General features: G+C 67.6%; 24 protein-coding genes. 15 read left to right on the forward strand and 9 right to left on the reverse strand.

The features are described 5' to 3' along the window. The first annotated feature begins 86 nt into the window (after positions 1-86). The 3 genes from PGN14_RS10255 to PGN14_RS10265 all read left to right on the forward strand — a co-directional run bounded on the left by PGN14_RS10255 (position 87) and on the right by PGN14_RS10265 (position 3,986). A complete protein-coding gene (locus tag PGN14_RS10255) occupies positions 87-818 on the forward strand; it encodes a prolyl hydroxylase family protein (protein ID WP_335299418.1) in 732 nt (243 codons plus the stop codon). 670 nt (positions 819-1,488) lie between these two features. Then, complete coding sequence (locus tag PGN14_RS10260; RefSeq protein ID WP_335299419.1) at positions 1,489-3,381, forward strand: ribonucleoside-diphosphate reductase subunit alpha; 1,893 nt, start codon at positions 1,489-1,491, stop codon at positions 3,379-3,381. A gap of 191 nt (positions 3,382-3,572) precedes the next feature. Continuing rightward, positions 3,573-3,986, forward strand: a complete 414-nt coding sequence (locus PGN14_RS10265; RefSeq protein ID WP_335299420.1) for an endonuclease domain-containing protein — start codon at positions 3,573-3,575, stop codon at positions 3,984-3,986. A 131-nt stretch (positions 3,987-4,117) separates the two neighbouring features. On the opposite strand, the gene PGN14_RS10270 is transcribed toward PGN14_RS10265, so the two are convergent. Continuing rightward, positions 4,118-4,369, reverse strand: coding sequence for a DUF2171 domain-containing protein (locus PGN14_RS10270; protein ID WP_335299421.1), 252 nt, complete (start codon positions 4,367-4,369; stop codon positions 4,118-4,120). Between the two features lie 56 nt (positions 4,370-4,425). On the opposite strand from PGN14_RS10270, the gene PGN14_RS10275 reads away from it, so the two are divergent. The 3 genes from PGN14_RS10275 to PGN14_RS10285 are packed head-to-tail and all read left to right on the forward strand — an operon-like array spanning position 4,426 to position 5,909. Further along, positions 4,426-4,641, forward strand: coding sequence for a hypothetical protein (locus PGN14_RS10275; RefSeq protein ID WP_335299422.1), 216 nt, complete (start codon positions 4,426-4,428; stop codon positions 4,639-4,641). Next, positions 4,638-4,832, forward strand: a complete 195-nt coding sequence (locus PGN14_RS10280) for a hypothetical protein (protein ID WP_335299423.1) — start codon at positions 4,638-4,640, stop codon at positions 4,830-4,832. Before PGN14_RS10275 ends, PGN14_RS10280 begins: the two co-directional genes overlap by 4 nt. Before the next feature lie 21 nt (positions 4,833-4,853). Beyond that, a complete protein-coding gene (locus PGN14_RS10285; RefSeq protein WP_335299424.1) occupies positions 4,854-5,909 on the forward strand; it encodes a ribonucleotide-diphosphate reductase subunit beta in 1,056 nt (351 codons plus the stop codon). A gap of 562 nt (positions 5,910-6,471) precedes the next feature. Here PGN14_RS10285 and PGN14_RS10290 read toward each other — a convergent pair. Next, complete coding sequence (locus PGN14_RS10290; protein ID WP_335299425.1) at positions 6,472-6,837, reverse strand: DUF4440 domain-containing protein; 366 nt, start codon at positions 6,835-6,837, stop codon at positions 6,472-6,474. Positions 6,838-6,930: 93 nt separating this feature from the next. Here PGN14_RS10290 and PGN14_RS10295 point away from each other — a divergent pair, with 93 nt between their 5' ends. Continuing rightward, the gene (locus PGN14_RS10295; RefSeq protein ID WP_335299426.1) at positions 6,931-7,449 is read left to right on the forward strand and encodes an MAPEG family protein; all 519 of its coding nucleotides are present in this window, start codon (positions 6,931-6,933) and stop codon (positions 7,447-7,449) included. Here the strand turns inward: PGN14_RS10295 and PGN14_RS10300 are convergent. Together PGN14_RS10300 and ykgO are read right to left on the reverse strand one after the other, a co-directional pair. Beyond that, positions 7,401-8,057 (reverse strand): HAD-IA family hydrolase, encoded by a 657-nt coding sequence (locus tag PGN14_RS10300; protein WP_335299427.1) that lies wholly within the window; start codon positions 8,055-8,057, stop codon positions 7,401-7,403. The genes PGN14_RS10295 and PGN14_RS10300 overlap by 49 nt on opposite strands. A gap of 9 nt (positions 8,058-8,066) precedes the next feature. Beyond that, positions 8,067-8,192, reverse strand: a complete 126-nt coding sequence (ykgO, locus tag PGN14_RS10305) for a type B 50S ribosomal protein L36 (protein WP_003046794.1) — start codon at positions 8,190-8,192, stop codon at positions 8,067-8,069. 154 nt (positions 8,193-8,346) lie between these two features. On the opposite strand from ykgO, the gene PGN14_RS10310 reads away from it, so the two are divergent. Beyond that, positions 8,347-8,946, forward strand: coding sequence for a DUF4136 domain-containing protein (locus PGN14_RS10310; RefSeq protein WP_335299428.1), 600 nt, complete (start codon positions 8,347-8,349; stop codon positions 8,944-8,946). Then, positions 8,943-10,070 (forward strand): M14 family metallopeptidase, encoded by a 1,128-nt coding sequence (locus PGN14_RS10315; protein WP_335299429.1) that lies wholly within the window; start codon positions 8,943-8,945, stop codon positions 10,068-10,070. The genes PGN14_RS10310 and PGN14_RS10315 overlap by 4 nt, the downstream gene beginning before the upstream one ends. Positions 10,071-10,185: 115 nt before the next feature. On the opposite strand, the gene PGN14_RS10320 is transcribed toward PGN14_RS10315, so the two are convergent. Further along, complete coding sequence (locus PGN14_RS10320; RefSeq protein WP_335299430.1) at positions 10,186-10,635, reverse strand: hypothetical protein; 450 nt, start codon at positions 10,633-10,635, stop codon at positions 10,186-10,188. A gap of 259 nt (positions 10,636-10,894) precedes the next feature. After that, positions 10,895-11,437: a shikimate kinase gene (locus PGN14_RS10325; RefSeq protein ID WP_335299431.1), complete on the reverse strand. Its 543-nt coding sequence runs from the start codon at positions 11,435-11,437 to the stop codon at positions 10,895-10,897. A gap of 284 nt (positions 11,438-11,721) precedes the next feature. On the opposite strand from PGN14_RS10325, the gene acnA reads away from it, so the two are divergent. The 3 genes from acnA (at position 11,722) to PGN14_RS10340 (ending at position 15,448) form a co-directional block, all read left to right on the forward strand. Then, a complete protein-coding gene (acnA, locus tag PGN14_RS10330) occupies positions 11,722-14,409 on the forward strand; it encodes an aconitate hydratase AcnA (RefSeq protein WP_335299432.1) in 2,688 nt (895 codons plus the stop codon). Positions 14,410-14,482: 73 nt separating this feature from the next. Continuing rightward, on the forward strand, positions 14,483-14,779 hold the full coding sequence (locus PGN14_RS10335) for a zinc ribbon domain-containing protein YjdM (RefSeq protein ID WP_443019495.1): 297 nt from the start codon (positions 14,483-14,485) through the stop codon (positions 14,777-14,779). 51 nt (positions 14,780-14,830) lie between these two features. After that, positions 14,831-15,448: a hypothetical protein gene (locus tag PGN14_RS10340; protein ID WP_335299433.1), complete on the forward strand. Its 618-nt coding sequence runs from the start codon at positions 14,831-14,833 to the stop codon at positions 15,446-15,448. Between the two features lie 53 nt (positions 15,449-15,501). On the opposite strand, the gene PGN14_RS10345 is transcribed toward PGN14_RS10340, so the two are convergent. Beyond that, positions 15,502-16,938, reverse strand: a complete 1,437-nt coding sequence (locus tag PGN14_RS10345) for an amino acid permease (RefSeq protein WP_335299434.1) — start codon at positions 16,936-16,938, stop codon at positions 15,502-15,504. 146 nt (positions 16,939-17,084) lie between these two features. Next, a complete protein-coding gene (locus PGN14_RS10350) occupies positions 17,085-17,945 on the reverse strand; it encodes a LysR family transcriptional regulator (RefSeq protein ID WP_335299435.1) in 861 nt (286 codons plus the stop codon). Positions 17,946-18,128: 183 nt separating this feature from the next. Between PGN14_RS10350 and PGN14_RS10355 the strand changes: the two genes are divergently transcribed. Continuing rightward, a complete protein-coding gene (locus PGN14_RS10355) occupies positions 18,129-19,283 on the forward strand; it encodes an isovaleryl-CoA dehydrogenase (RefSeq protein ID WP_335299436.1) in 1,155 nt (384 codons plus the stop codon). A gap of 37 nt (positions 19,284-19,320) precedes the next feature. Next, positions 19,321-20,913: a carboxyl transferase domain-containing protein gene (locus PGN14_RS10360; RefSeq protein WP_335299437.1), complete on the forward strand. Its 1,593-nt coding sequence runs from the start codon at positions 19,321-19,323 to the stop codon at positions 20,911-20,913. 11 nt (positions 20,914-20,924) lie between these two features. On the opposite strand, the gene PGN14_RS10365 is transcribed toward PGN14_RS10360, so the two are convergent. Beyond that, positions 20,925-21,353 (reverse strand): endonuclease domain-containing protein, encoded by a 429-nt coding sequence (locus PGN14_RS10365; protein WP_335299500.1) that lies wholly within the window; start codon positions 21,351-21,353, stop codon positions 20,925-20,927. A 74-nt stretch (positions 21,354-21,427) separates the two neighbouring features. Between PGN14_RS10365 and PGN14_RS10370 the strand changes: the two genes are divergently transcribed. Then, positions 21,428-23,266, forward strand: coding sequence for an acetyl/propionyl/methylcrotonyl-CoA carboxylase subunit alpha (locus PGN14_RS10370; RefSeq protein ID WP_335299438.1), 1,839 nt, complete (start codon positions 21,428-21,430; stop codon positions 23,264-23,266). Positions 23,267-23,275: the final 9 nt, after the last annotated feature.

Below are 23,275 nucleotides of genomic sequence, written 5' to 3' on the forward strand. Positions count from 1 at the left end.
TCCAGCATCGTTAACGCGCGCTTTACCCTGTTCGCCTACCTCCCTCGCAGGGCGGCCGTGCAGCGCGACCGCGACGGAGATAGCGCGTGACTGTCCAGCAACCGATCGCTCCCGATCCCCTGTCGATCGCGGCCCTCATCGACGAGGATATGCTGCGCGCCACCCGCTTCATGGGCGCGGAGCGTTTCCCCAGCCCGCATGTCGAGCTGTGGACGATGCCCGCCTTCCTCGCGCCCGAGGAATGCGACATCCTGATGCGCTACATCGACGCCAACAAGCAGCCCTCGCGCGTCGCTTATGGCGATGCCGGCGCGCGCACCAGCGAGACGTGCATCTTCGACGCCGCCGCACCGGTCGTGCGCCTGCTCGACCTCAGGCTATCGATGCTGCTCGGCATCTCGCCCAAATGCGGCGAACCGATCCAGGGCCAGCGCTATGCGGTGGGGCAGGAGTTCAAGCTGCACCACGATTATTTCGAGGAACACCACCCCGACACCGCCAGCAACCGCGACCGCTGCGGCAACCGCACCTGGACCGCGATGATCTACCTCAACGAGCCCGAGGAAGGCGGCGAGACCGCCTTCGCCTATCTCGACCACGCATTCGTGCCGACGCAGGGCACGATCCTGTGCTGGAACAACATCGGCCCCGACGGCAAGCCCAACCGCTACACGCTCCACCAGGGCAAGCCGGTGATCCGCGGCGACAAATATATCGTCACCAAGTGGTTCCGCGAACGCGCCTGGCTCGGCGAACCCGGCTACGTCCCGCCCGCCGCGGCCAGGAAACCCAAGCGCGCGATCAAAGGCCGCCGCTAACGGATCTCCCTCTCCCCTGCGAGGAGAGGGCCGGGGTGAGGGGCCGTGAGGCACGGCACCGCCCACCACCAGCGCCACCGCCCGCGGCCGCCCCTCACCCAACCCTCTCCCCGCGGGGGAGAGGGCCAGAAGCAACGACGTCGCCCCCTTCTCCCTCTCCCCTGCGGGGAGAGGGCCGGGGTGAGGGGCCGTGAGGCACGGCACCGCCCACCACCAGCGCCACCGCCCGCGGCCGCCCCTCACCCAACCCTCTCCCCGCGGGGGAGAGGGCTAGAAGCGACCACATCGCCCCTTTCCTCCCTCTCCCCGCAAGGGAGAGACCCAGGCGACCGCCCGAAAATATTTGCGTTCGCGCCCCGTTCCCTTGCAATCCGCGAACCCCGCGGAAGTCCACGCGTCGTCCGCCGGCCACCGCCCCCTTCGCCCGCGGTAGAGCCGGTTGCGGACCCTTTTACCGTCTTGTGCCGTTCCCCAAACTGACACAATCTGTAGCTGTCACGCCGATCGGCGGACCCAGATGTGGTAGAACGACGCTGGCGGTCACCGCCGCCGCGACGGGAAGGCGAAGGGTCGGCGCGACCTTTTGATTCCCGTTCTGTTCTAAGACCTTGTAGGATCGGGGCATTCCCCGATTCGCGAACGATACGGGAACGCGGGAGCGCAGGCGGGCATGGATTTCAGAGGGACGGACGGCGAGGCGATGACCACCGACACGATCGAGGCGGCGACCGACACCGCCACCACCACCACCACGCAGGGCGTCTTGAAGAAGCCGTATCCGGTCGAGGTCGACCACGGCCGCGACGCGCTGCTGACCGATTTCGGCAAGGAAACGCTCAAGGACCGCTACCTGCTGCCGGGCGAAAGCTATCAGGACCTGTTCGTCCGCGTCGCCTCGGCCTATGCCGACGATGCCGCGCACGCGCAGCGGCTCTACGATTATATCAGCCGGCTGTGGTTCATGCCCGCGACGCCGGTGCTGTCGAACGGCGGCACCGGCCGCGGCCTGCCGATCAGCTGCTATCTCAATTCCGTCCCCGACAGCCTCAACGGCATCGTCGACACGTGGAACGAGAATGTCTGGCTCGCCTCGCGGGGCGGCGGCATCGGCACCTATTGGGGCAATGTCCGCGGCATCGGCGAACCGGTGGGCCTCAACGGCAAGACCAGCGGCATCATCCCCTTCGTCCGCGTGATGGATTCGCTCACCCTCGCGATCTCGCAGGGCAGCCTGCGCCGCGGCTCGGCCGCCTGCTACCTCGACATCTCGCATCCGGAGATCGAGGAGTTCCTGGAGATCCGCAAACCCTCGGGCGACTTCAACCGCAAGGCGCTCAACCTCCACCACGGCGTGCTGATCCCCGATGCCTTCATGGAGGCGGTGCGCGACGGCGCGGAGTGGGAGCTGAAATCGCCCAAGGACCAGTCGGTTCGCGGCAAGGTCGACGCGCGTGCGCTGTTCCAGAAGCTGGTCGAGACCCGGCTGGCGACCGGCGAGCCGTATATCGTCTTCGCCGATCACGTGAACAGGAACATGCCCCGGCACCATCGCGAGCTGGGCCTCAAGGTGTCGACCTCCAACCTGTGCAGCGAGATCACGCTGCCGACCGGCAAGGACCATCTCGGCGAGGATCGCACCGCGGTCTGCTGCCTCTCCTCGCTCAACCTGGAGACGTGGGACGAGTGGAAGGACGAGAAGGGCTTCATCGAGGACGTGATGCGCTTCCTCGACAACGTCCTTCAGGATTATATCGACCGCCACGAGCCGGGCATGGAGCGCGCCGCCTATAGCGCGGGGCGCGAGCGATCGGTCGGGCTGGGCGTCATGGGCTTCCACTCCTTCCTCCAGGCGCGCGGGCTGCCGTTCGAGGGGGCGATGGCCAAGAGCTGGAACCTGCGCATCTTCCGCCACGTCAACGCACAGGTGAACGAGGCGTCGATGATGCTCGCGCAGGAGCGCGGCCCCTGCCCCGACGCCGCCGACATGGGGGTGATGGAGCGCTTCTCCTGCAAGATGGCGATCGCGCCGACCGCGTCGATCAGCATCATCTGCGGCGGCACCAGCGCCTGCATCGAGCCGATCCCCGCCAACATCTATACCCACAAGACGCTGTCGGGCAGCTTCTCGGTCCGGAACCCGTATCTGGAAAAGCTGCTGGTCGAGAAGAGCAAGAATTCGGACACCGTCTGGAATTCGATCCTGGAGCATGGCGGTTCGGTCCAGCATCTCGACTTCCTGACGCAGGACGAGAAGGACTGCTACAAGACCTCGTTCGAGATCGACCAGCGCTGGCTGCTCGAACTGGCCGGCGACCGCACCCCGTTCATCGACCAGGCGCAGTCGCTCAACCTGTTCATCCCGGCCGATGTCGAGAAATGGGATCTGCTGATGCTCCACTATCGTGCGTGGGAACTGGGCATCAAGTCGCTCTATTATCTGCGCTCGAAGAGCGTCCAGCGCGCGGGTTTCGCCGGCGGGGTGGAGACCGACAACACGATCGAGAAGCCGAAGTACGAGTTCGGCGAGACGACGGATTATGACGAGTGCTTGGCGTGTCAGTGAGGTGCGGGCGCTCCCGGATGGCGTGAGCCATCCGGGAGACGCCACGGCATGGCTGGGTGAGCGGATCACCCTCACCCTTCCGGCGCTACGCGCCTCCCTCCCTCTCCCGGCGGGAGAGGGAAGGGGCCCACCCGGCAAAGCCGGGTGGGAAGGGTGAGGGTGAGCCAGAGGTCGAGTAAAAGGAGCGCAACATGAAGCTCTACCACGACCAGCCCGCCGGCACCGTCGATCGCGCCCGCTCGCTCCGCCGCGACGCCTCCACCCCCGAACGCCGCCTGCTCCGCGCGCTGCGCACCGCCTTCCCGCATCTCAAATGGCGTCATCAGGCGCCCATCGGACCCTTCTACGCCGACATGCTGTGCTTCTCGGAAAAGCTGGTGATCGAGGTCGACGGCGACACCCATGCCGCCGCCGATGACGCGCGCCGTGACGCCGTCATCGCGCGCGAAGGCTTCCGCACGCTGCGCGTCACCAACACCGACGTCATGGAAAACCTGGACGGCGTCCTGACCCACATCTCCCTCTCCCTGCGGGAGAGGGAGGGAGCGGCGCAGCCGCGGAAGGGTGAGGGTGACCCAACCACAAGAAAGGGCGCCACGGCATGACCGCAGCGCCCTCACCCTTCCGGCCCTTGCGGGCCTCCCTCCAGCATCAGGTCATCCATGCCCCCGGCATGGATTGGACAGCGCGGGGCGCTGTCCACCTGATGCTCCCGCCGGGAGAGGGATCGAACGGTCTATTCCGCCTCTTCGAACATATCCTGCGCGTTCTGCGCGGTCGCGGACAGGCGCACCGTGTCGCCCTCCACCTCGGCCACCAGCCCGAGCGGCAGATAATGGTGCTTCGCGCCCCGCCCGTCCTGCGTGGACGGCGAGTCGTTCTTGGTCAGCTTGATGCGGTCGCCGTCGACATGGTCGACGGTGCCGACATGCACGCCGTCCGCCCCGATCACATTGGCGTGTTCCTTGATCTGGCTGGCATCGGCCATCGTCATTCTCCTGTGGTGAACCCGCCTGCGCAACGCGCCACAAAGGCGTTGGTCGCATGACCCTCGACACGCTCCCGCTTCAGGCCGCGATCATGTTCGCGGTCGCCATCGTCCTCGCGCTCGCCGGCGCGTGGCTGCTCCTCCGGCTGCGTCGCCCGCAAAGCGAGGCGCGCGTCTATGCCTATCGCATGACCGGCATCATGGCGCTCGCCGGCGGCATCGTCCTCGCGATGAGCGCCACCGCGATCTGGCAATGGAGCGTGGAAGGATGAGCGCCTCGTTCGCCATCTCGCTGGCGCTCGGCATCTCGGCCCTGCTGTTCTGGGCGGGCATGTCCGGGCGGCTGGAGCCGAACCGGCCGTGGGCGCGTCGCACGCTGAACGTGGCGCTCGCCATCGGCGGCACGGTCGCCGGCCTGGTCGCGCTGGCCTGGTTCTTCCTTATCTCATCCCTGATCTTCTAATCTTGCCGTCGGAGTAATCCCATGTCCCTCCTCCAAGCCTCCAAACAGTATAAGCCGTTCGAATACCCTTGGGCGTTCGAATTCTGGAAGCGTCAGCAGCAACTCCACTGGCTGCCCGAAGAAGTGCCGCTGGGCGAGGATTGCCGCGACTGGGCGCAGAAGCTGTCGGATCACGAGCGCAACCTGCTGACGCAGATCTTCCGCTTCTTCACCCAGGCCGATGTCGAGGTGCAGGACTGCTACCACGAGAAATACGGCCGCGTGTTCAAGCCGACCGAGATCAAGATGATGCTGACCGCGTTCAGCAACATGGAGACGGTCCATATCGCCGCCTACAGCCATCTGCTCGACACGATCGGCATGCCCGAGAGCGAGTACGGCGCCTTCCTCGAATATGCCGAGATGAAGGAAAAGCATGATTACATGCAGAACTTCGGCGTCGACAGCGACGAGGACATTGCGCGCACGCTGGCGATGTTCGGCGGCTTCACCGAGGGCGTCCAGCTCTTCGCCAGCTTCGCGATGCTGATGAACTTCCCGCGCTTCAACAAGATGAAGGGCATGGGGCAGATCGTGTCGTGGTCGGTGCGCGACGAGAGCCTGCATTGCGAGGGCATCATCAAGATGTTCCACACCTTCTGTCAGGAGCGCCAGTGCCTGACCAAGGCGGTGAAGGACGACATCGCCGACGTCTGCCAGACGACGATCCGGCTGGAGGACAATTTCATCGACCTCGCCTTCGAGATGGGTCCGGTCAACGGCATGACGCCCAAGGACATCAAGAAGTATATCCGCTTCATCGCCGACTGGCGCATGGGCCAATTGGGGCTGAAGCCGATCTACATGATCGACGAACATCCCATCCCCTGGCTCACCCCGCTGCTCAACGGCGTCGAGCACGCCAACTTCTTCGAAACCCGCGCGACCGAATATTCGAAGGCCGCGACCAAGGGCCAGTGGAACGACGTATGGGATTCGTTCGACAAGCGCCAGAAGGCGAAGGGCGGAAAGGCCGCGAACGAGGACGCGGGCGACACCGCCGACATGTTCGCCCGCGCCGGCGTGGCGGCGGAGTAAGCCGCCGGCTCCGGGTGATGATCCATCCGGAGCCGAGCGATTTTCAAGCGCTTGTGTTAAGAAGGAGTAAGTCACATGAGCCCATAATCGCCCTATTATGATCTTTGCGAGAAGACGGGCGATCACACACAGACTTAACTGAACGTTGAACCGGAATTCTGGCAGCTATAAGGTTTTCTCTCGTGATTTGCAGGAAAACGGATCGCAATTGCACCTGACAGCCATACAAAAGAGGCTCCGATGGATTCCCTCAACTTCTGGCTGCATATGGATCATGATTTCATGTGGAGGTGGTATTGCTTCGATGCCAATCGAACGATCGTAGCTCGTTCAAACGAAGCATACTTCCATCGCGCCAACGCTGAAGCCGCCGTCTCGACGGCGAAGCGAGTCATGATTCAAGCGCTAGCTGCATAACTAAGGTGAGCGGCCAACAGGCCGCTCACCTCACAAGGAAGGAAGCCCATTAAATCCGAGCCGCCAATAAAGCATCTACATCTCGCTTTGTCGCCAGATGTAAAAGGGGGTACCTGCGATAGTTTAAACGCAAGTATACGCGCCCCTACCCCCGCACCTCCGCCACCAGCGGCGGCGTCTGCTGGTGCTGCACCACGCGCCATTCGTCGTGCGACAGCCGGCGATAGGTTGAGGTGCAATGCGCGACATAGCGCTCCTCGCCGCGTTCGGCGCGCGCGGTATAGCCGACCACGATCAGCCCCTCCTGCGGGCGCACCACGCGGCGGTCGTCCAGCGTCGCCCGCTCCCACCGCGGCGTATCGCTGACCGCCGCGACCGCTGCCTCGCCCTCCAGCACATAGGGCGGCGTCGGCACCACCATCAGGCAGGCCGCATCGATCGAGTCGCGGTAATGCTGTGCATCGCCGGTCCACAGGCTCTCCTCGAAGGCCCAGATGCGATCGTCTTCCATGGTGCGGCTCCGTTCTAGTGAGCCGCGTCAGCGAGCCAGCGCGCGGTCGGTTCCGCTGTACGGACGGATCGCGCGGCGCCATGCTGCGCGGCGATGACGCCCGAACCCTTCCGCCGCGAACAGCGCCACGTCGCCGCCGCGATGGCCGCGGCGCTGGCGACCGCGCTGGTCGTGCTGGGCGTGGCGCTGGCGCGGGCCGGCGTGGCGCAGCCCTTCATCGAGCGGCTGCGCGTCACGTTCCATGCCGACCTGTTCGTCCTGCTCTGCCTCGCCGCCGCGATCGGCGACGTGGCGCGGCGGCGGTTCCTGTCGGCGCGCGATATCGCCGGCGCGACCGCACCCGACGCCTCGGCCGACGTCCTGGCCGCGCGCGCGATCCTGCAGAACACGCTGGAGCAGGCGGTGCTGGCGACCGGCGCGCACCTGGCGCTCACCGCCACGTTCGAACGGTCGGCGACGCCGGTGGCGGCGCTGGCCGGGCTGTTCGTCGCCGGCCGCGTACTGTTCCACGCCGGCTATCGCCAGGGGGCGGCGGCGCGCGCGTTCGGCTTCGCGCTGACCTTCTATCCCAGCGTGCTGGCGCTCGCCGCGGCGCTGTGGTTCGGCGTCTGATCCAGCAGCCCCAGCGCCACCATCTCGGCGCGCAGCGTGTCGGCATCGCGGAACAGGTGCGCGCGGATCCCCAGCGCCTGCGCGGCGGCGACGTTGGCGGCATTGTCGTCGACGAAATACGTCGCCTCCGCCGCCACCCCGAATCGCGCCAGCGCCAGCCGGAAGATCGCCGGGTCGGGCTTCACCATCTTCTCGTCGCCCGACACCACGATGTCGCGGAAGCGGTCGAACATCCATGCCTCGCGCGCACGGAAATCGGCGAAGAACTCGCCAGAGAAATTGGTGATCGCGAACAGCGGCACGCCCGCCGCGTCCAGTTCGTCGACGAGTGCCGCCATGCCCGGCATCGTGCCCGGGATCTGCTCGCCGAAGCGCGGCCCCCACAGCGCGATCATCGCCGCATGCTGCGGATAGAGCGCGCTCAGCTCGGCCGATGTCTCCGCGAACGGGCGTCCGGCGTCATGCTGGAAATGCCATTCCTTCGTGACGACCGTCGTCAGGAACGCGTCGAGCGCCCGTTCGTCGTCGAACAGGCGCCCGTACAGGATCCGCGGATCCCAATCGTAGAGGACGTGCCCGACGTCGAAGATGACCGACGTCGGATTCACGCCGTTCAATCAGCCCTGGCGGGCCTTGAAGCGGCGATTCGTCTTGTTGATGACATAGGTGCGCCCACGGCGACGGATCACGCGGTTGTCGCGATGGCGGTCCTTGAGCGACTTGAGGCTGTTGCGGATCTTCATGGCTGGACGCTTCTTCGGCTGGAAATCTGGAAAGCGCGCCGCCTAGAGAGCGCGGCCCCGAAAGTCAACCGGACTCCCCGGCGGAACCACGGACCTTGCGGCGCGCCGCCGCGTTGCTATGTCGCAACGATATACCGTTTTCCGGGGGTCCGTCATGCGTAGCGCCGTCCTTGTCCTCCTCGCCGCCGCGCCGCTGGCCGCCTGCGTCTCCGGCCCGCAGGTGTTCCCGGTGGAGGCGACGCGCTTCCACTATGATGCGGTGGCGCAGCGCGGCACCGTCGCGGTGGAGCCGTTGCCCGGCCCCTCCTCCGCCAGCCTGGAATACAAGACCTATGCCGCCGCGGTGCAGGCGGAGCTGCTCAAGAACGGCTTCACCAGCCCCGCGCCCGGCGCGAAGCCGGACTATATCGCCACCGTCGGCTTCACCCGCGCCGATCGCCCGCTGCCGCCGCGCGGCTCGCCGGTGCGGATCGGGCTGGGGGCGGGCGCGGGCAGCGGCGGCTGGCGCGGCGGCGGCGGGATCGGCGGCGGGATCAACTTCCCGATCGGCAATTCGCCCGCGCGCTGGGGTGTGGTGACCGAACTGGCGGTGCGCATCCGCCACGGCGCCGATGCGGTGTGGGAGGGTCAGGCGCAGTCGCTGACCGACACCAACGCCCCCGATGCCGACGCCGCCTCCGTCGCGGCGCGGCTGGCATCGGCGATGTTCAAGGACTTCCCCGGCGAATCGGGTCGCACGATCGAGGTGAAATGACGCTGTCCATCAACGCCGCCTTCGACTGCGGCAACATCCGCACCGTGGCGATCCACGAGGCCGGCGACCATATCCGCTGCGATCTGGAGATCGTCCACGATCACCAGTCGGACTTCTTCCAGTGGTTCTATTTCCGCGCGGCGGGCGTCGCGGGGAAGCGCGTCACCTTCCGCATCCTGAACGCGGGGCAGAGCGCCTATCCGTTCGGCTGGCCCGGCTATCGCACCCGCGCCTCGACCGATCTCGCCGCGTGGCGCACGATCGACACGCGCTACGAGGGCGGCGTGCTGTCGTTCGACTGGACGGGCGCGGAGAACGGCGACCTCGTGTGGTTCGCCTATTTCGCGCCCTATACGATGGAGATGCACGCGCGCCTGATCGCCCGCATCGCCACGCGGCCGGGGGTCACCCATCGCGAGCTGGGCACCACGCTCGACGGGCAGGCGATCGACTATCTGCGGATCGGCACCGGCGCGAAGCAGGTGTGGCTCTATGCGCGCCAGCATCCCGGCGAATCGATGGCCGAATGGTGGATGGAGGGCGCGCTCGACTGGCTCACCAGCCCCGCCGCCGCCCCGCTGCTGGCGGCGGCGACCGTGCATGTCGTCCCCAACATGAACCCCGACGGCACGCGGCGCGGGCATCTGCGCACCAATGCCGCGGGCGTGAACCTCAACCGCGAATGGGCCAACCCGACGCCGCAGCGCAGCCCGGAGGTCGCCTGCGTGCTGGCGGAGATGGACCGCACCGGCGTCACCTTCGCGATCGACGTCCATGGCGACGAAGCGATCCCCGCCAATTTCATCGCCGGCTACGAAGGCATCCCGTCATGGACCGACGCGCATGGCGCGAAGTTCAACGATTTCGGCCGGCGGCTGGCGGCGCACACCCCCGATTTCCAGACCGAGAAGGGCTATGACCGCTCCGCACCGGGCACCGCCAACCTCGCCATGTCGACCAACCAGCTCGCCGAACGCTTCGGCGCGGTATCGGTGACGCTGGAGATGCCGTTCAAGGACCACGACCCCAACCCCGACGCCGAATTCGCGTGGAGCGGCGAACGGTCGAAGGCACTGGCGGTATCGTGCCTCGAAGTCCTGACGGAGATGATCGAAGGGTTGTAATCCTTCTAAAGCCCCTCCCCTTCAGGGGAGGGGTTGGGGTGGGGCAGTCACAGGCGACGGTCTCGGTGAGACCTCCCCCACCCCCTCCCCTGAAGGGGAGGGGCTTGAAGCCCCCTCACTCCGGCTCCGGCGTCCCCCCTCGCCGCGCCTGCGCCCGCAGTTGCTTCAGCAACGCATTGGCCGCCTCGCGCCGCAGGTCGGATCGCCGCCCCGGCGGCGGCGTCACCTTGCGCGCGTCCTCGCGCAGCAACAACAGCCGCAGCATCGCGTCCGAATAGCGCCGCCGGTGCGCCACCACCTCGCCCTTGTACATGATCGGCTCCAGCCAGCCCTCGACCGCCCGCTCCAGCGCCGCGCGTTCCAGCACCGGCGCGACGAACGCCAGCGCCTGGTCCCACGCATCGCCGAACGCCGGGATGCGCTGCCGCACCCGATAGGCCGAGGTGGTGGACAGCCCGACATGCCGGCACGCCGCCTGCACGCACCCCGTCTCGCGCAGCGCACGCAGGAACGCCACCTGCCGCGCCGGCGTCCAGCCATCGTGCCGATGCCGGAACGCCGTCACCTCACCGCCATGACCATGACCCCGCTCGCCATCCATCGCCGATCCCCCACGCCCTCCGCCCGTCGATACCGCGAGGCGATGGGTGTAGGACAGCGCAAAACCGCGCGACCTTCCCGTTTCCACGTCCCTGCCTCACCGTTTCGGGAAAGAGCGGTCGGGAACGGATTTCGGGAATATCGCTGCCATGGGGAGCAACCGGCGAACGAAGCCGCGTCGCCGTCCCGCTACGGATTCCCAAACGGGAAGGGCATAAGCGGCGTCAGCGAGCGCTCGCCGACGAACCGATTAGCTGCGTGATCGCCTCGGCCGCCTCGCCCGGTGTAGTTTGGCCTGTATCGATCCTCAGTGTGGCAGGCGGCATCGTACTCATGCACGCGGTGATCGCTGGTCGAAGCTCTCGTAGCAGGTCCAGTGATTGCAGCTTGCCAAACTTTGCGCGATCAGCGGCAATCAATCGCTTTTCCTGATCGGCGTCTTCTACGTTGAGCGCGATACTCAGGACCTCGCCACCGGCATGTTCGACCACCTGATACAGTCGAGATGGGAAGTCGGGGGCAACGGTGGGTTCGGGCGCGAAGGTGAAGATGATCGACCGTCCTGCGTGCGCAGCAGCCGAAATCGTATCGAGCCAGAAGCGCTCGCGTAGCTGGACGAAGTTGTCCGAGCCAAAAGGAAACACGGCTGCGACCGCATCTACGATCAGGTGATTATGAAAAAGCGCGAAGCCGGTACGATCGGCAACCATGCGACCGATCGTCAGCTTGCCGGAGGCCGGAGGCCCATAGATGAACAACAACCGCATCGGGAGAGGCTATCGAAGGAGCGGAACATCATCAACGGTCACGGTTCGCCGTAGTGCCGGTTTCCCGTTTCACCATCCTTTGCGGGAACACCCCGCCCCCGACTACGCGCCCGGAACAAACGGCCCCCCGCGCCGCATCGACAGCGAACCAGCCCTCCCCCCTTCCCCCCCGCGCACCTGTGCGCTATCGCGCGCGCCATACCGGATATTCGTCTTCGTCCGTGCCCGCGCGGTTCCCGCCGCCTCCCCGAGCGCGCGACGGCCCTGAGGAAAGGACCACGCCCATGACGGCCATCGGCCAGGATACGTTGAACGCCCGCACCACGCTTCAGGCCGGCGGCAAGTCCTACGACTATTTCTCGCTCAAGACCGCCGAGGCGAAGTTCGGCGATATCAGCCGCCTGCCCTTCTCGATGAAGGTGCTGCTGGAGAACATGCTCCGCTTCGAGGACGGCGTGACCGTGACCGAGGCCGATATCAAGGCGATCGTCGACTGGCAGCAGGAGCGTCGTTCCGACCGCGAGATCCAGTATCGCCCCGCGCGCGTGCTGATGCAGGATTTCACCGGCGTCCCCTGCGTGGTCGATCTCGCCGCGATGCGCGACGCGATCACGAAGCTGGGCGGCGACGCGGCGAAGATCAACCCGCAGGTGCCCGTCCACCTCGTCATCGATCACTCGGTCATGGTCGACGAATTCGGCACGCCCAAGGCGTTCGAGGATAACGTCGACCTCGAATATGCCCGCAATTCGGAGCGCTACGAGTTCCTGAAGTGGGGCAGCAAGGCGCTCGACAATTTCAAGGTCGTGCCCCCGGGCACCGGCATCTGCCATCAGGTGAACCTTGAGTATGTGGCGCACGCCGTCTGGTCCTCGACCGAGAGCGGCGACCACGCCAAGGGTGGCGCGTCGATCGCCTATCCGGATACGTTGGTCGGCACCGACAGCCACACCACGATGGTCAACGGTCTGGGCGTGCTCGGCTGGGGCGTCGGCGGGATCGAGGCGGAGGCCGCGATGCTCGGCCAGCCGGTGTCGATGCTGATCCCCGAGGTCGTCGGCTTCAAGCTGACCGGCGCGCTGCGCGAGGGCATCACCGCGACCGATCTGGTGCTGACCGTCACGCAGATGCTGCGCGCCAAGGGCGTGGTCGGCCGCTTCGTGGAATTCTACGGCCCCGGGCTGGACCAGATGACGCTCGCCGATCGTGCGACGATCGCCAACATGGCGCCCGAGTACGGCGCGACCTGCGGCTTCTTCCCGGTCGACGACAAGACGCTCGACTATATGCGCCTGACCGGCCGCCCGGACGAGGTGGTCGCGCTGACCGAGGCCTATGCCAAGGCGCAGGGCATGTGGCGCCACGCCGACAGCCCCGATCCCGTGTTCACCGACACGCTGGAGCTGGACATGTCGACGGTCGTCCCGTCGCTCGCCGGGCCGAAGCGCCCGCAGGACAAGGTCGCGCTGGATCAGGTCGACGACGTGTTCAACGCCGACCTCGCCAAGACCTACAAGAAGGACGCCGCTGTGCGTGTCGCGGTCGATGACCGCGGGCATGACATCGGCGACGGCGACGTCGTGATCGCCGCGATCACGTCCTGCACCAACACCTCCAACCCGTCGGTGCTGGTCGCCGCCGGCCTCGTCGCCCGCAAGGCGCGCGAGAAGGGGTTGCAGCCCAAGCCGTGGGTGAAGACCTCGCTGGCGCCCGGGTCGCAGGTCGTCACCGACTATCTCGACAAGGCGGGGCTGTCGGCGGACCTCGACGCGATCGGGTTCAACCTCGTCGGCTATGGCTGCACCACCTGCATCGGCAATTCGGGTCCGCTGGCGGCGCCGATCTCGGCCGCGATCAACGGCAACGACATCGTCGCCGCCTCGGTCCTGTCGGGCAACCGCAATTTCGAGGGTCGCGTGTCGCCGGACGTGCGCGCCAACTTCCTCGCCTCGCCGCCGCTGGTCGTCGCCTATGCGCTGAAGGGCACGGTGACCTCGGACATGAACGAGACGCCGATCGGACAGGGTTCGGACGGTGCCGACGTGTACTTGCGCGACATCTGGCCGACCAATCAGGAGGTGTCGGACCTCATGAACGCCAACATCGACGACGGCATGTTCCGCGCCCGCTACGGCAACGTCTATGCCGGCGATGCCAAGTGGCAGGCGATCGACGTGACCGGCTCGGACACCTACACCTGGCGCGCCGGCTCCACCTATGTCGCCAACCCGCCGTACTTCGAGGGGATGGGGATGACCCCGGCCCCGGTGACCGACATCATCGAGGCCAAGCCTTTGGCGATCCTGGGTGATTCGATCACCACCGACCACATCTCGCCGGCCGGTTCGATCAAGGCGGACAGCCCTGCTGGCACCTGGCTCCAGGAGCATCAGGTGTCGAAGCAGGACTTCAACAGCTATGGCGCGCGCCGCGGCCATCACGAGGTCATGATGCGCGGCACGTTCGCGAATATCCGCATCAAGAACGAGATGGTTCCGGGCGTCGAGGGCGGGATGAGCCGCTACGACGGCCAGGTCATGCCGATCTACGACGCCGCGATGCGCCACAAGGCGGACGGCACCCCGCTCGTCATCATCGCGGGCAAGGAATATGGCACCGGTTCGTCGCGCGACTGGGCGGCGAAGGGCACCAACCTGCTCGGCGTCCGCGCCGTCATCACCGAGAGCTTCGAGCGCATTCACCGTTCGAACCTCGTCGGCATGGGCGTCCTGCCGCTCCAGTTCGCGGACGGGGTGACGCGCGAGACGCTGAAGCTGACCGGCGACGAAACCTTCACGATCCACAATGTCGCGGGCCTGCGCCCGCGTCAGGATGTCGAGGTCACGCTGGCGCGCCCGGATGGCACCACCGAGAAGTTCCTGACCCGCTGCCGGATCGATACCGTCAACGAGCTGGAATATTTCCTCAACGGCGGCATCCTCCAGTACGTACTGCGCAACCTCGCCGCCTAAGCGCAGGAAACATCATCGAAAACCGGAAGGGAGGGCCATCGTGCCCTCCCTTCTTCGTTCCGGGGGGAGCATCATGAGCGACGAATACATCTACGACGAAGCGACCGGCGAATGGGTGGCCGCGGGCGACGTGGCGCCCGCACCCGCCACGTCGGCGGTCGAGGTCCGCGACGCGGTCGGCAATCTGCTGGCGGACGGCGACAGCGTCACGCTGATCAAGGACCTGAAGGTCAAGGGCACCAGCCAGACGCTGAAGCGCGGCACGGTGGTGAAGTCGATCCGCCTGACCGGCGACGAACAGGAGATCGACTGCAAGTTCGACGGCATCAAGGGCCTCGTCCTGCGCGCCGAATTCGTCAGGAAGCGCTGATCTCGCCTTTCCCCCGCACCCGCGCTACGTCGGGTGCAGGGGAGAGTGAGCGTGAAGAAACCGCAGACCGTCTCGCGGCTCAACGAACTGGGCCGGGTCCAACTGTCGAAGAGCTTCTACATGCGCGATTTCCTCTATTCGGAGATCGCCGCGCTGCACGGCCTGTCCAACATCCCCGACGACCCCGACCTGGCGATCGCCGCCGGCACGCGGCTGTGCGAGGATCTGCTGGAACCGTTGCAGGATGCGTTCGGACGCATCGCGATCCGCTCCGCCTTTCGCTCCGCGGAGGTCAACGCGCTCGGCAATGCCAAGGGGCACAATTGCGCATCGAACGAGCGCAACTTCGCGGGCCACATCTGGGACCGCCGCGATGCCGCCGGGCAGATGGGCGCGACCGCCTGCATCGTCGTCCCCAGCTTCGCGCAGGCCTTCACCGCACCCGACGACTGGAAGCGGATCGCCTGGTGGGTCCACGACCATCTGCCCTATTCGTCGATGGAATTCTTTCCGGTTCGCTGGGCGTTCAACCTGCAATGGCACGAAAAGCCGCTGCGGATGATCTACAGCCACATCCCCGAGGCACGCGGCTACCTGACCAAGCCGGGGATGGAAGGCCACGACGCCGACCATCGCGATCTGTGGGAGGGGATCGTTCCGAATCCCTAGTTTCACGTCACCCCGGCCTTGAGCCGGGGTCCCGCTTCTTCAGCAACGTCCTATCAACAGCGGGACCCCGGATCAAGTCCGGGGTGACGGGCGTCAGGCACCAAGCGCCTCCCCGCGCGCTTCCGCCCCCAGGCGAAATACACCGCCAGCCCCGCCGCATTCCACAGCACGAAATACCATTGCGTCTTCGACGGCAGGCTGAAGAACAGATACACGCACCCCAGCACCCCCACCGTGCCCACCAGCGGCGCCAGCGGGGTGCGGAACGTCCGCTTCGCATCCGGCGCGCGGCGGCGCATCACCAGCATCGCCACGCACACCGCGACGAACGCCGCCAGCGTCCCGGCATTGGCCAGTGCCGCGATCGCGTCGATCGGCATCACGCCGGCGATCACCGCCACCAGCAAGGCGGTCAGCACCGTGATCCGGACCGGCGTGCCGCGCCGCGATACCTTCGCCAGCGACGCCGGCAACAGACCGTCGCGCGCCATCACGAAGAAGATGCGGCTCTGTCCGAACAGGAACCCCAGCAGCACCGTGGGCAGCGCGATCACCGCGCTCGCCGCCAGGAAGGTCGCGAACCCCGGCCGCCCGATCCCGCGCAGGATCAGCGCCAGCGGTTCGGGCGAGTCGGCAAAGGCGGAGAAGCGCAACGCACCGACCGCGGCCACCGCCACGCCCATGTAGATGATGACGCACGCCACCATCGACCCCACGATCCCGATCGCGAGATCGCGCCCCGGGTTCTTCGTCTCTTCCGCCGCGGTGGAGATCGCGTCGAAGCCGTAGAAAGCGAAGAAGATGATCGCCGCCGCCGCCATCACCCCGCGCTCGACGCCATCGGGCGACACCGACTTGCCGAACCCGAACGGCATGAACGGATCCAGATGGGCGCCATCGAAATGCGGCACCGCCACCGCGACGAACACCGCCAGCGCGACCAGCTTCACCACCACCAGCACGGCGTTGAGCGTCGCGCTCTCCTTCGTTCCCAGCGACAGCAGCCCCGCCACCACCGCGATGATGAACACCGCGGGCACGTTGACCACGCCGCCCAGCTCCGGCCCCTGCGTCAGCGCTACCGGAAAGCCCCATGGCGTCAGCAGCGCGCTGGCATAGCCCGACCAGCCGACCGCGACGGTAGAGACGACCAGCGAATATTCCAGGATCAGCGACCAGCCGATCACCCAGGCGATCACCTCCCCCAGCGCGACATAGCTATAGGTATAGGCGCTGCCCGAGGCGGGGATCATCGTCGCCATCTCAGCATAGGCGAGCGCGGCACAGGCGCAGATCGCGCCGGCGATGACGAACGACAGGATCACCGCCGGCCCGGCGCGGTCGGCGCCGACGCCGATCAGCGTCAGGATCCCGGTACCGACGATCGCGCCCACGCCCAGCGCGACCAGATGCGGCCACGACAAAGTGCGCGCCAGCACCGTGCCGGCCTGCTGCTCGACCGCGATCGGCTTCCTGCGAAACAGGCTCATCGTCCCCCTTCTTCTTATCGTGTCAGCGGATACGTGTAGGCGTAGTGTGAAGCGCGCGAAACCCACCCGTCATGCCGGGCCTGACCCGGCATCCAGAGTTCCGCGCACACTGAAGCCGATGCGTTCGCGGCACGATAGACCCCGGGTCAGGCCCGGGGTGACGCCCGCCGCAACGCCCCCACCAGCGCCTCCACCACCTGGCTGTCCGCCACCCGCCGCGCCGAATCCGCCACCGTCGCCAGCCCCACGACCCGTCGCCTTGCAAAGCCCTCCAGCGGCACCACCGCCACGCCATCGCCCGCGAAGCACGCCGGCATCACCGTAACCCCCAGCCCCGCCGCCACGAACGCCGCGGCGCGATCGTCGCTGGTGGTCCGCGCCGCCATGAACGGGCGCACGCCGCGGCTGGTGAAATGGCGGCTGACCTCGCTCAGCGCCTCGCAATGCCGCCGCACGATCATCGGCTCGGCCGCGATGCGCTCGGCCGCGACCTGCGCCTCGCCGGCCAGCGCGTGCCCCGCCGCCATCGCCACGCCATAGCCTTCCTCGAACAGCGCCGCGCCGCCCATGTCGGGCGCCACCACCGCATCGACGCGCCCGCGATCCAGCGCCGCCGCCAGCTCGCGATCGCGCCCCTCGACCAGTTCCAGCCGCTCGCCCGGCGCCGCCGCCAGCGCCCGCGCCACCGCCGCGCGGATCAGCCGCGCGGGCAGCGTGGAGACGATCCCCACCCGCATCAGCCGCACGTTCGCGTCGGACAATCCGCCCTCCGCCCGCGCGAACTCCGCCTCGATCCGGCGCGCATGCCCCACCAGCCGGCTGCCCGCCGCGGTCAGTTCCACCCGCCGGCTGGTGCGCATCAGCACCGGCTCGCCCAGCAGCCCCTCCAGCTTGGCGATCCCCGCCGACAGCGTCGGCTGCGTCACGCGGCACGCCGCGGCGGCACGCGTGAAGCTCCCCTGATCGACCACGGCGAGGAAATAGCGCAGCAGCGAGCGGTCAAGCATAGACGCCATCTATCGTTTGGCGCGCCTCCCGGCAATTTTACTCGCAAGGCTCTTGAGCATAAACTCCCCGTCATTCCCGCGAAGGCGGGAGTCCATTGCCGCTGCCCGTCCGGCTCTTGCCGCGACCTGCGCGAATGGATTCCCGCCTCCGCGGGAATGACGGAGCAGGATGGAGAGAGACGCATGCAGGGCCTCGATTTCGCGCTAGGCGAGACCGCGGAGATGATCCGCGACACCACGCGCCGCTTCGCCGACGACCGCATCGCGCCGCTCAGCCAGCGCATCGACGCCGACGACTGGTTCCCGCGCGACGAACTCTGGCCCGCGATGGGCGAACTCGGCCTTCATGGCATCACCGTCGACGAAGCCGACGGCGGCCTAGGCCTCGGCTATCTCGAACATGTCGTGGCGCAGGAGGAGGTCGCCCGCGCCTCCGCCTCGATCGGCCTCAGCTACGGCGCGCATTCCAACCTGTGCGTCAACCAGATCCGCCGCTGGGCCAATCCGGAGCAGAAGGCAAAATACCTGCCGAAGCTGATCAGCGGCGAACATGTCGGCAGCCTCGCCATGTCGGAGGCCTCCGCCGGCTCCGACGTCGTCTCGATGAAGCTGCGCGCGCAGCGGACGGACAGGGGCTATGTCCTCAACGGCACCAAATTCTGGATCACCAATGCGACGCATGCCGACGTGCTGGTCGTCTATGCCAAGACCGGCGAAGGCTCGCGCGGCATCACCACCTTCCTGATCGAGAAGGACATGCCCGGCTTCTCGATCGGTCAGAAGATCGACAAGATGGGGATGCGCGGCAGTCCCACGGCGGAGCTGGTCTTCACCGATTGCGAGGTGCCCGCCGGAAACGTCATGGGGCCGGAGAATGGCGGCGTCGGCGTGCTGATGAGCGGGCTGGATTACGAGCGCACCGTGCTGGCGGGCATTCAGCTCGGCATCATGCAGGCGTGCCTCGACACCGTCCTGCCCTATGTCCGCGAGCGGCAGCAGTTCGGCACGCCGATCGGGCATTTCCAGCTGATGCAGGCCAAGGTCGCCGACATGTACGTCGCGCTCAATTCCGCGCGTGCCTATGTCTATGCGGTGGCGCAGGCGTGCGACGCGGGCAAGACGACCCGCTTCGACGCCGCCGGTGCGATCCTCTATGCCAGCGAGAACGCCTTCCGCGTCGCGGGCGACGCGGTGCAGGCGCTGGGCGGCGCCGGCTACACGAAGGACTGGCCGGTCGAACGCTATCTGCGCGACGCCAAGCTGCTCGACATCGGTGCGGGGACGAACGAGATCCGCCGCATGCTGATCGGCCGCGAACTGATCGGAGCCGTCGCATGAGCGCGCTGAACATCCTCCCCGGCACGGGGAGGATCTGATGACCGGCCCCACCCTCCCCACCGCGCTGTCGCGCGACGACGCGACCTTCCGCGCCAATGCCGACCACAACCGCGCGCTTGCCGACGAGCTGCGCGCCCGCGTCGCGCACGCCGCACGGGGCGGCAACGCCAGAAGCCGCGAGCGCCACGTCGCCCGCGGCAAGCTCCTGCCCCGCGACCGAGTCGAGCACCTGCTCGACCCCGGCACCGCGTTCCTCGAAATCGGCCAGCTGGTGGCGAACGGCCTCTACGACGACGAGGTGCCGGGCGCCGGCATGATCGCGGGCATCGGCACCGTCAGTGGCCGTCTGGTCATGATCGTGTGCAACGACGCGACCGTGAAGGGCGGCACCTATTACCCGCTTACCGTCAAGAAGCATCTGCGCGCCCAGGAGATCGCGCAGGAGAACCGCCTGCCCTGCATCTATCTGGTCGATTCGGGCGGCGCCAACCTGCCGCACCAGGCGGAGGTCTTCCCCGACCGCGAGCATTTCGGCCGCATCTTCTTCAACCAGGCGAACATGTCCGCGCTGGGCATCCCGCAGATCGCGTGCGTCATGGGCAGCTGCACCGCGGGCGGCGCCTATGTGCCGGCGATGTCGGACGAGACGGTGATCGTCCGCAACCAGGGCACGATCTTCCTCGCCGGCCCGCCGCTGGTGAAGGCCGCGACCGGCGAGATCATCTCCGCGGAGGAACTGGGCGGCGCGGAAACGCACGGTCGCCGCTCCGGCGTGGTCGACCATGTCGCCGAGAATGACGAGCACGCGCTGTCGATCATCCGCGACATCGTCGCCACTTTGCCTCCGTCGACCGCCGCGCTGCCCGCCGGCGCCCCGCCGCTGTACCCCGCCGACGATCTCTACGGCATCGTCCCGCAGGACGTCCGCGCGCCCTATGACGTCCACGAGGTGATCGCGCTACTGGTCGACGGCAGCACCTTCCACGAATTCAAGTCGCTCTACGGCGCATCCCTGGTGTGCGGTTTCGCCAACATCCACGGCCAGCCGGTCGCGATCCTCGCCAACAACGGCGTCCTGTTCAGCGAGAGCGCACAGAAAGGCGCGCACTTCATCGAACTGGCCTGCCAGCGGAAGGTCCCGCTGCTGTTCCTCCAGAACATCTCCGGCTTCATGGTCGGCGGCCGCTACGAGGCGGAGGGGATCGCCAAGCACGGCGCGAAGCTGGTGACCGCGGTCGCCACCGCGAGTGTGCCGAAAATCACGATCCTGATCGGCGGCAGCTTCGGCGCGGGCAATTACGGCATGTGCGGCCGCGCGTATTCCCCGCGCTTCCTGTTCACCTGGCCCAATGCGCGGATCAGCGTGATGGGCGGCGAACAGGCCGCCAGCGTACTCGCCACCGTCCACCGCGACGCCGACACCTGGACCCCGGAGGAAGCCGACGCCTTCAAGGCTCCCGTCCGCGCCAAGTATGAGGAGGAGGGCAACCCCTATTACGCCACCGCGCGGCTGTGGGACGACGGCGTCATCGACCCGGCGCAGACCCGCGACGTCCTCGGCCTCGCGCTACGCGTCTGCCACAACGCCCCCATCCCGGAGCGCGCCACCTTTGGCGTGTTCCGGATGTGAGGGAACCGACGCTATCGTTCCTCCCCGAGCTCGTCTCGGGGAGGGGGACCGCCCGGCGCAGCCGGGTGGTGGAGGGGCAGCCGCGACACGGCGAGTGCCAGCACCGCCGCGGCCGTTCTATCCGCATCTGCCAGCACGCGCGCCGCTGCGATGCGCACGGTCCTGATACCCGCCGCGGCAAACCAGGCATCTCGCCGCGCGTCCCGATCCTGTCGATCGGCGTGTCCCTGCCCGTCGATCTCCATCGCGAGACGCGCGTCCAGACAGTAGAAGTCGAGCACGTAAGCGCCTGCCGGATGCTGTCGCCGAAACTTGCACCCGTTCGGCGCGCCACGCAGCCGCTGCCAAAGGAGCACCTCCGGCAGCGTCATGTCACGCCGCAAGCGTCGGGCACGCTTCACCCCGCCGCGGCGCGCCCGTGGCGCCACATCCCTCAGCATCACGTCCACCCCTCCACCATGCTTCGCATGGTCCCCCTCCCCGAGACAAGCTCGGGGAGGAACAGGAATCACCCATGATCCACTCCCTCCTGATCGCCAACCGCGGCGAGATCGCCTGCCGCATCATCCGCACCGCGCGCGCGATGGGTGTGCGCACGATCGCGGTCCATTCCGCGGCCGACGCACAGGCGCTCCACGTCCGCGAGGCGGACGAGGCGGTTGCGATCGGCCCGGCCCCGGCGCGCGAGAGCTATCTCGTCCCCGAGCGCATCCTCGCCGCCGCGCGCGAGACGGGCGCGCAGGCGATCCACCCCGGCTACGGCTTCCTGAGCGAAAATGCCGACTTCGCGCAGGCCGTCATCGACGCCGGGCTGATCTGGGTCGGCCCCAACCCCGACAGCATCCGCGCGATGGGGCTGAAGGATGCCGCCAAGGCGCGCATGATCGCCGCCGGCGTCCCCGTCACGCCGGGCTATCTCGGCGAAGACCAGTCCACCGACCGCCTCGCCGCGGAGGCCGCGCAGATCGGCTACCCCGTCCTCATCAAGGCGGTCGCGGGCGGCGGCGGCAAGGGGATGCGGCAGGTCGACGACGCCGCCGCCTTCGCCGACGCGCTCGCCTCGTGCCGGCGCGAGGCCGCCGCCGCGTTCGGCGACGATCGCGTCCTGATCGAGAAGTACATCCTCTCGCCGCGCCATATCGAGGTGCAGGTGTTCGGCGACCGCCACGGCCAGGTCGTCCACCTCTTCGAGCGCGACTGCTCGCTCCAGCGCCGCCACCAGAAGGTGATCGAGGAGGCGCCCGCCCCCGGCATGGACGCCGCCACCCGCGCCGCGGTGTGCGACGCCGCGGTCACGGCCGCGCGCGCGGTCGACTATGTCGGCGCGGGCACGATCGAGTTCATCGCCGACGCCAGCGAGGGACTGCGCGCCGACCGCATCTGGTTCATGGAGATGAACACCCGCCTTCAGGTCGAACATCCCGTGACCGAGGCGATCACCGGGCAGGATCTGGTCGAATGGCAGCTCCGCGTCGCCGCCGGCGAGCCGCTGCCCTGCACGCAGGACCAGCTCGCGATCCACGGCCATGCGATCGAGGCGCGGCTCTATGCCGAGGATCCCGCCAAGGGCTTCCTGCCCTCGATCGGCACGCTGGAGGCGTTCGACCTGGGGGATGACGTCCGCGTCGATACCGGCGTCGAGCAGGGCAGCATCATCTCGCCCTTCTACGATCCGATGATCGCCAAGCTGATCGCGCACGGCGACACCCGCGAGGAGGCGCGCGAGCGGCTCGCCGATGCGCTGGACGAGGCGATCGTCTGGCCGGTGCGCAGCAACGCGGGGTTTCTGGTCGAGGCGCTCGACCACCCCGATTTCGTCGCCGGTCGCGTCGACACCGGGCTGATCGCGCGCGAGGGCGAGGCGCTGATGCCGCCCGCGCAACCCAGCGAGGAAGCGCTCGCCGCCGCCGCCGCCGCGCTGGCAGGTCCGGCGTTCGCACCCGGCTTCCGGCTGAACGCGGCTCCGCGGCGCGAGGGCATGTTCCTGCTCGACGGCGCGCCGGTCGCAATCGATTTCGCCGATGTGCCCGCACCCGACGAACGCGAGGACACCGCGGTGCTGATCTCCGAAGGCGGCCAGACCTGGGCACTGGCGCCGTACCGCGCCGCGGGCGGCGCGGCCGGCGGCGCGGCGGACGGCGCGATCCTCGCGACCATGCCGGGCCGCGTCATCGCGGTCGAGGTCGCCGCGGGCGCGACCGTGACCCGCGGGCAGAAGCTGCTGACGCTGGAGGCGATGAAGATGGAACACAGCCTGACCGCGCCCTTCGACGGCACGCTGGCGGAACTGAACGTGGAAACCGGCGCGCAGGTGACGGAAGGCACGCTGCTGGCGAAGATCGCGGCGGAATAAAAGCCCCTC

This window comes from Sphingomonas adhaesiva, assembly GCF_036946305.1.
GTDB classification, from domain to species: Bacteria; Pseudomonadota; Alphaproteobacteria; order Sphingomonadales; family Sphingomonadaceae; genus Sphingomonas; species Sphingomonas adhaesiva_B.

Bases quoted from the DNA above. Each gene is read 5' to 3' on its own strand.
- PGN14_RS10260 (WP_335299419.1), top strand. From the start codon at position 1,489: ATGGATTTCAGAGGGACGGACGGCGAGGCGATGACCACCGACACGATC.
- PGN14_RS10265 (WP_335299420.1), top strand. From the start codon at position 3,573: ATGAAGCTCTACCACGACCAGCCCGCCGGCACCGTCGATCGCGCCCGC.
- PGN14_RS10270 (WP_335299421.1), bottom strand. From the start codon at position 4,369: ATGGCCGATGCCAGCCAGATCAAGGAACACGCCAATGTGATCGGGGCG.
- PGN14_RS10275 (WP_335299422.1), top strand. From the start codon at position 4,426: ATGACCCTCGACACGCTCCCGCTTCAGGCCGCGATCATGTTCGCGGTC.
- PGN14_RS10280 (WP_335299423.1), top strand. From the start codon at position 4,638: ATGAGCGCCTCGTTCGCCATCTCGCTGGCGCTCGGCATCTCGGCCCTG.
- PGN14_RS10285 (WP_335299424.1), top strand. From the start codon at position 4,854: ATGTCCCTCCTCCAAGCCTCCAAACAGTATAAGCCGTTCGAATACCCT.
- PGN14_RS10290 (WP_335299425.1), bottom strand. From the start codon at position 6,837: ATGGAAGACGATCGCATCTGGGCCTTCGAGGAGAGCCTGTGGACCGGC.
- PGN14_RS10295 (WP_335299426.1), top strand. From the start codon at position 6,931: ATGACGCCCGAACCCTTCCGCCGCGAACAGCGCCACGTCGCCGCCGCG.
- ykgO (WP_003046794.1), bottom strand. From the start codon at position 8,192: ATGAAGATCCGCAACAGCCTCAAGTCGCTCAAGGACCGCCATCGCGAC.
- PGN14_RS10310 (WP_335299428.1), top strand. From the start codon at position 8,347: ATGCGTAGCGCCGTCCTTGTCCTCCTCGCCGCCGCGCCGCTGGCCGCC.
- PGN14_RS10315 (WP_335299429.1), top strand. From the start codon at position 8,943: ATGACGCTGTCCATCAACGCCGCCTTCGACTGCGGCAACATCCGCACC.
- PGN14_RS10325 (WP_335299431.1), bottom strand. From the start codon at position 11,437: ATGCGGTTGTTGTTCATCTATGGGCCTCCGGCCTCCGGCAAGCTGACG.
- acnA (WP_335299432.1), top strand. From the start codon at position 11,722: ATGACGGCCATCGGCCAGGATACGTTGAACGCCCGCACCACGCTTCAG.
- PGN14_RS10335 (WP_443019495.1), top strand. From the start codon at position 14,483: ATGAGCGACGAATACATCTACGACGAAGCGACCGGCGAATGGGTGGCC.
- PGN14_RS10345 (WP_335299434.1), bottom strand. From the start codon at position 16,938: ATGAGCCTGTTTCGCAGGAAGCCGATCGCGGTCGAGCAGCAGGCCGGC.
- PGN14_RS10350 (WP_335299435.1), bottom strand. From the start codon at position 17,945: ATGCTTGACCGCTCGCTGCTGCGCTATTTCCTCGCCGTGGTCGATCAG.
- PGN14_RS10355 (WP_335299436.1), top strand. From the start codon at position 18,129: ATGCAGGGCCTCGATTTCGCGCTAGGCGAGACCGCGGAGATGATCCGC.
- PGN14_RS10360 (WP_335299437.1), top strand. From the start codon at position 19,321: ATGACCGGCCCCACCCTCCCCACCGCGCTGTCGCGCGACGACGCGACC.
- PGN14_RS10365 (WP_335299500.1), bottom strand. From the start codon at position 21,353: ATGCTGAGGGATGTGGCGCCACGGGCGCGCCGCGGCGGGGTGAAGCGT.
- PGN14_RS10370 (WP_335299438.1), top strand. From the start codon at position 21,428: ATGATCCACTCCCTCCTGATCGCCAACCGCGGCGAGATCGCCTGCCGC.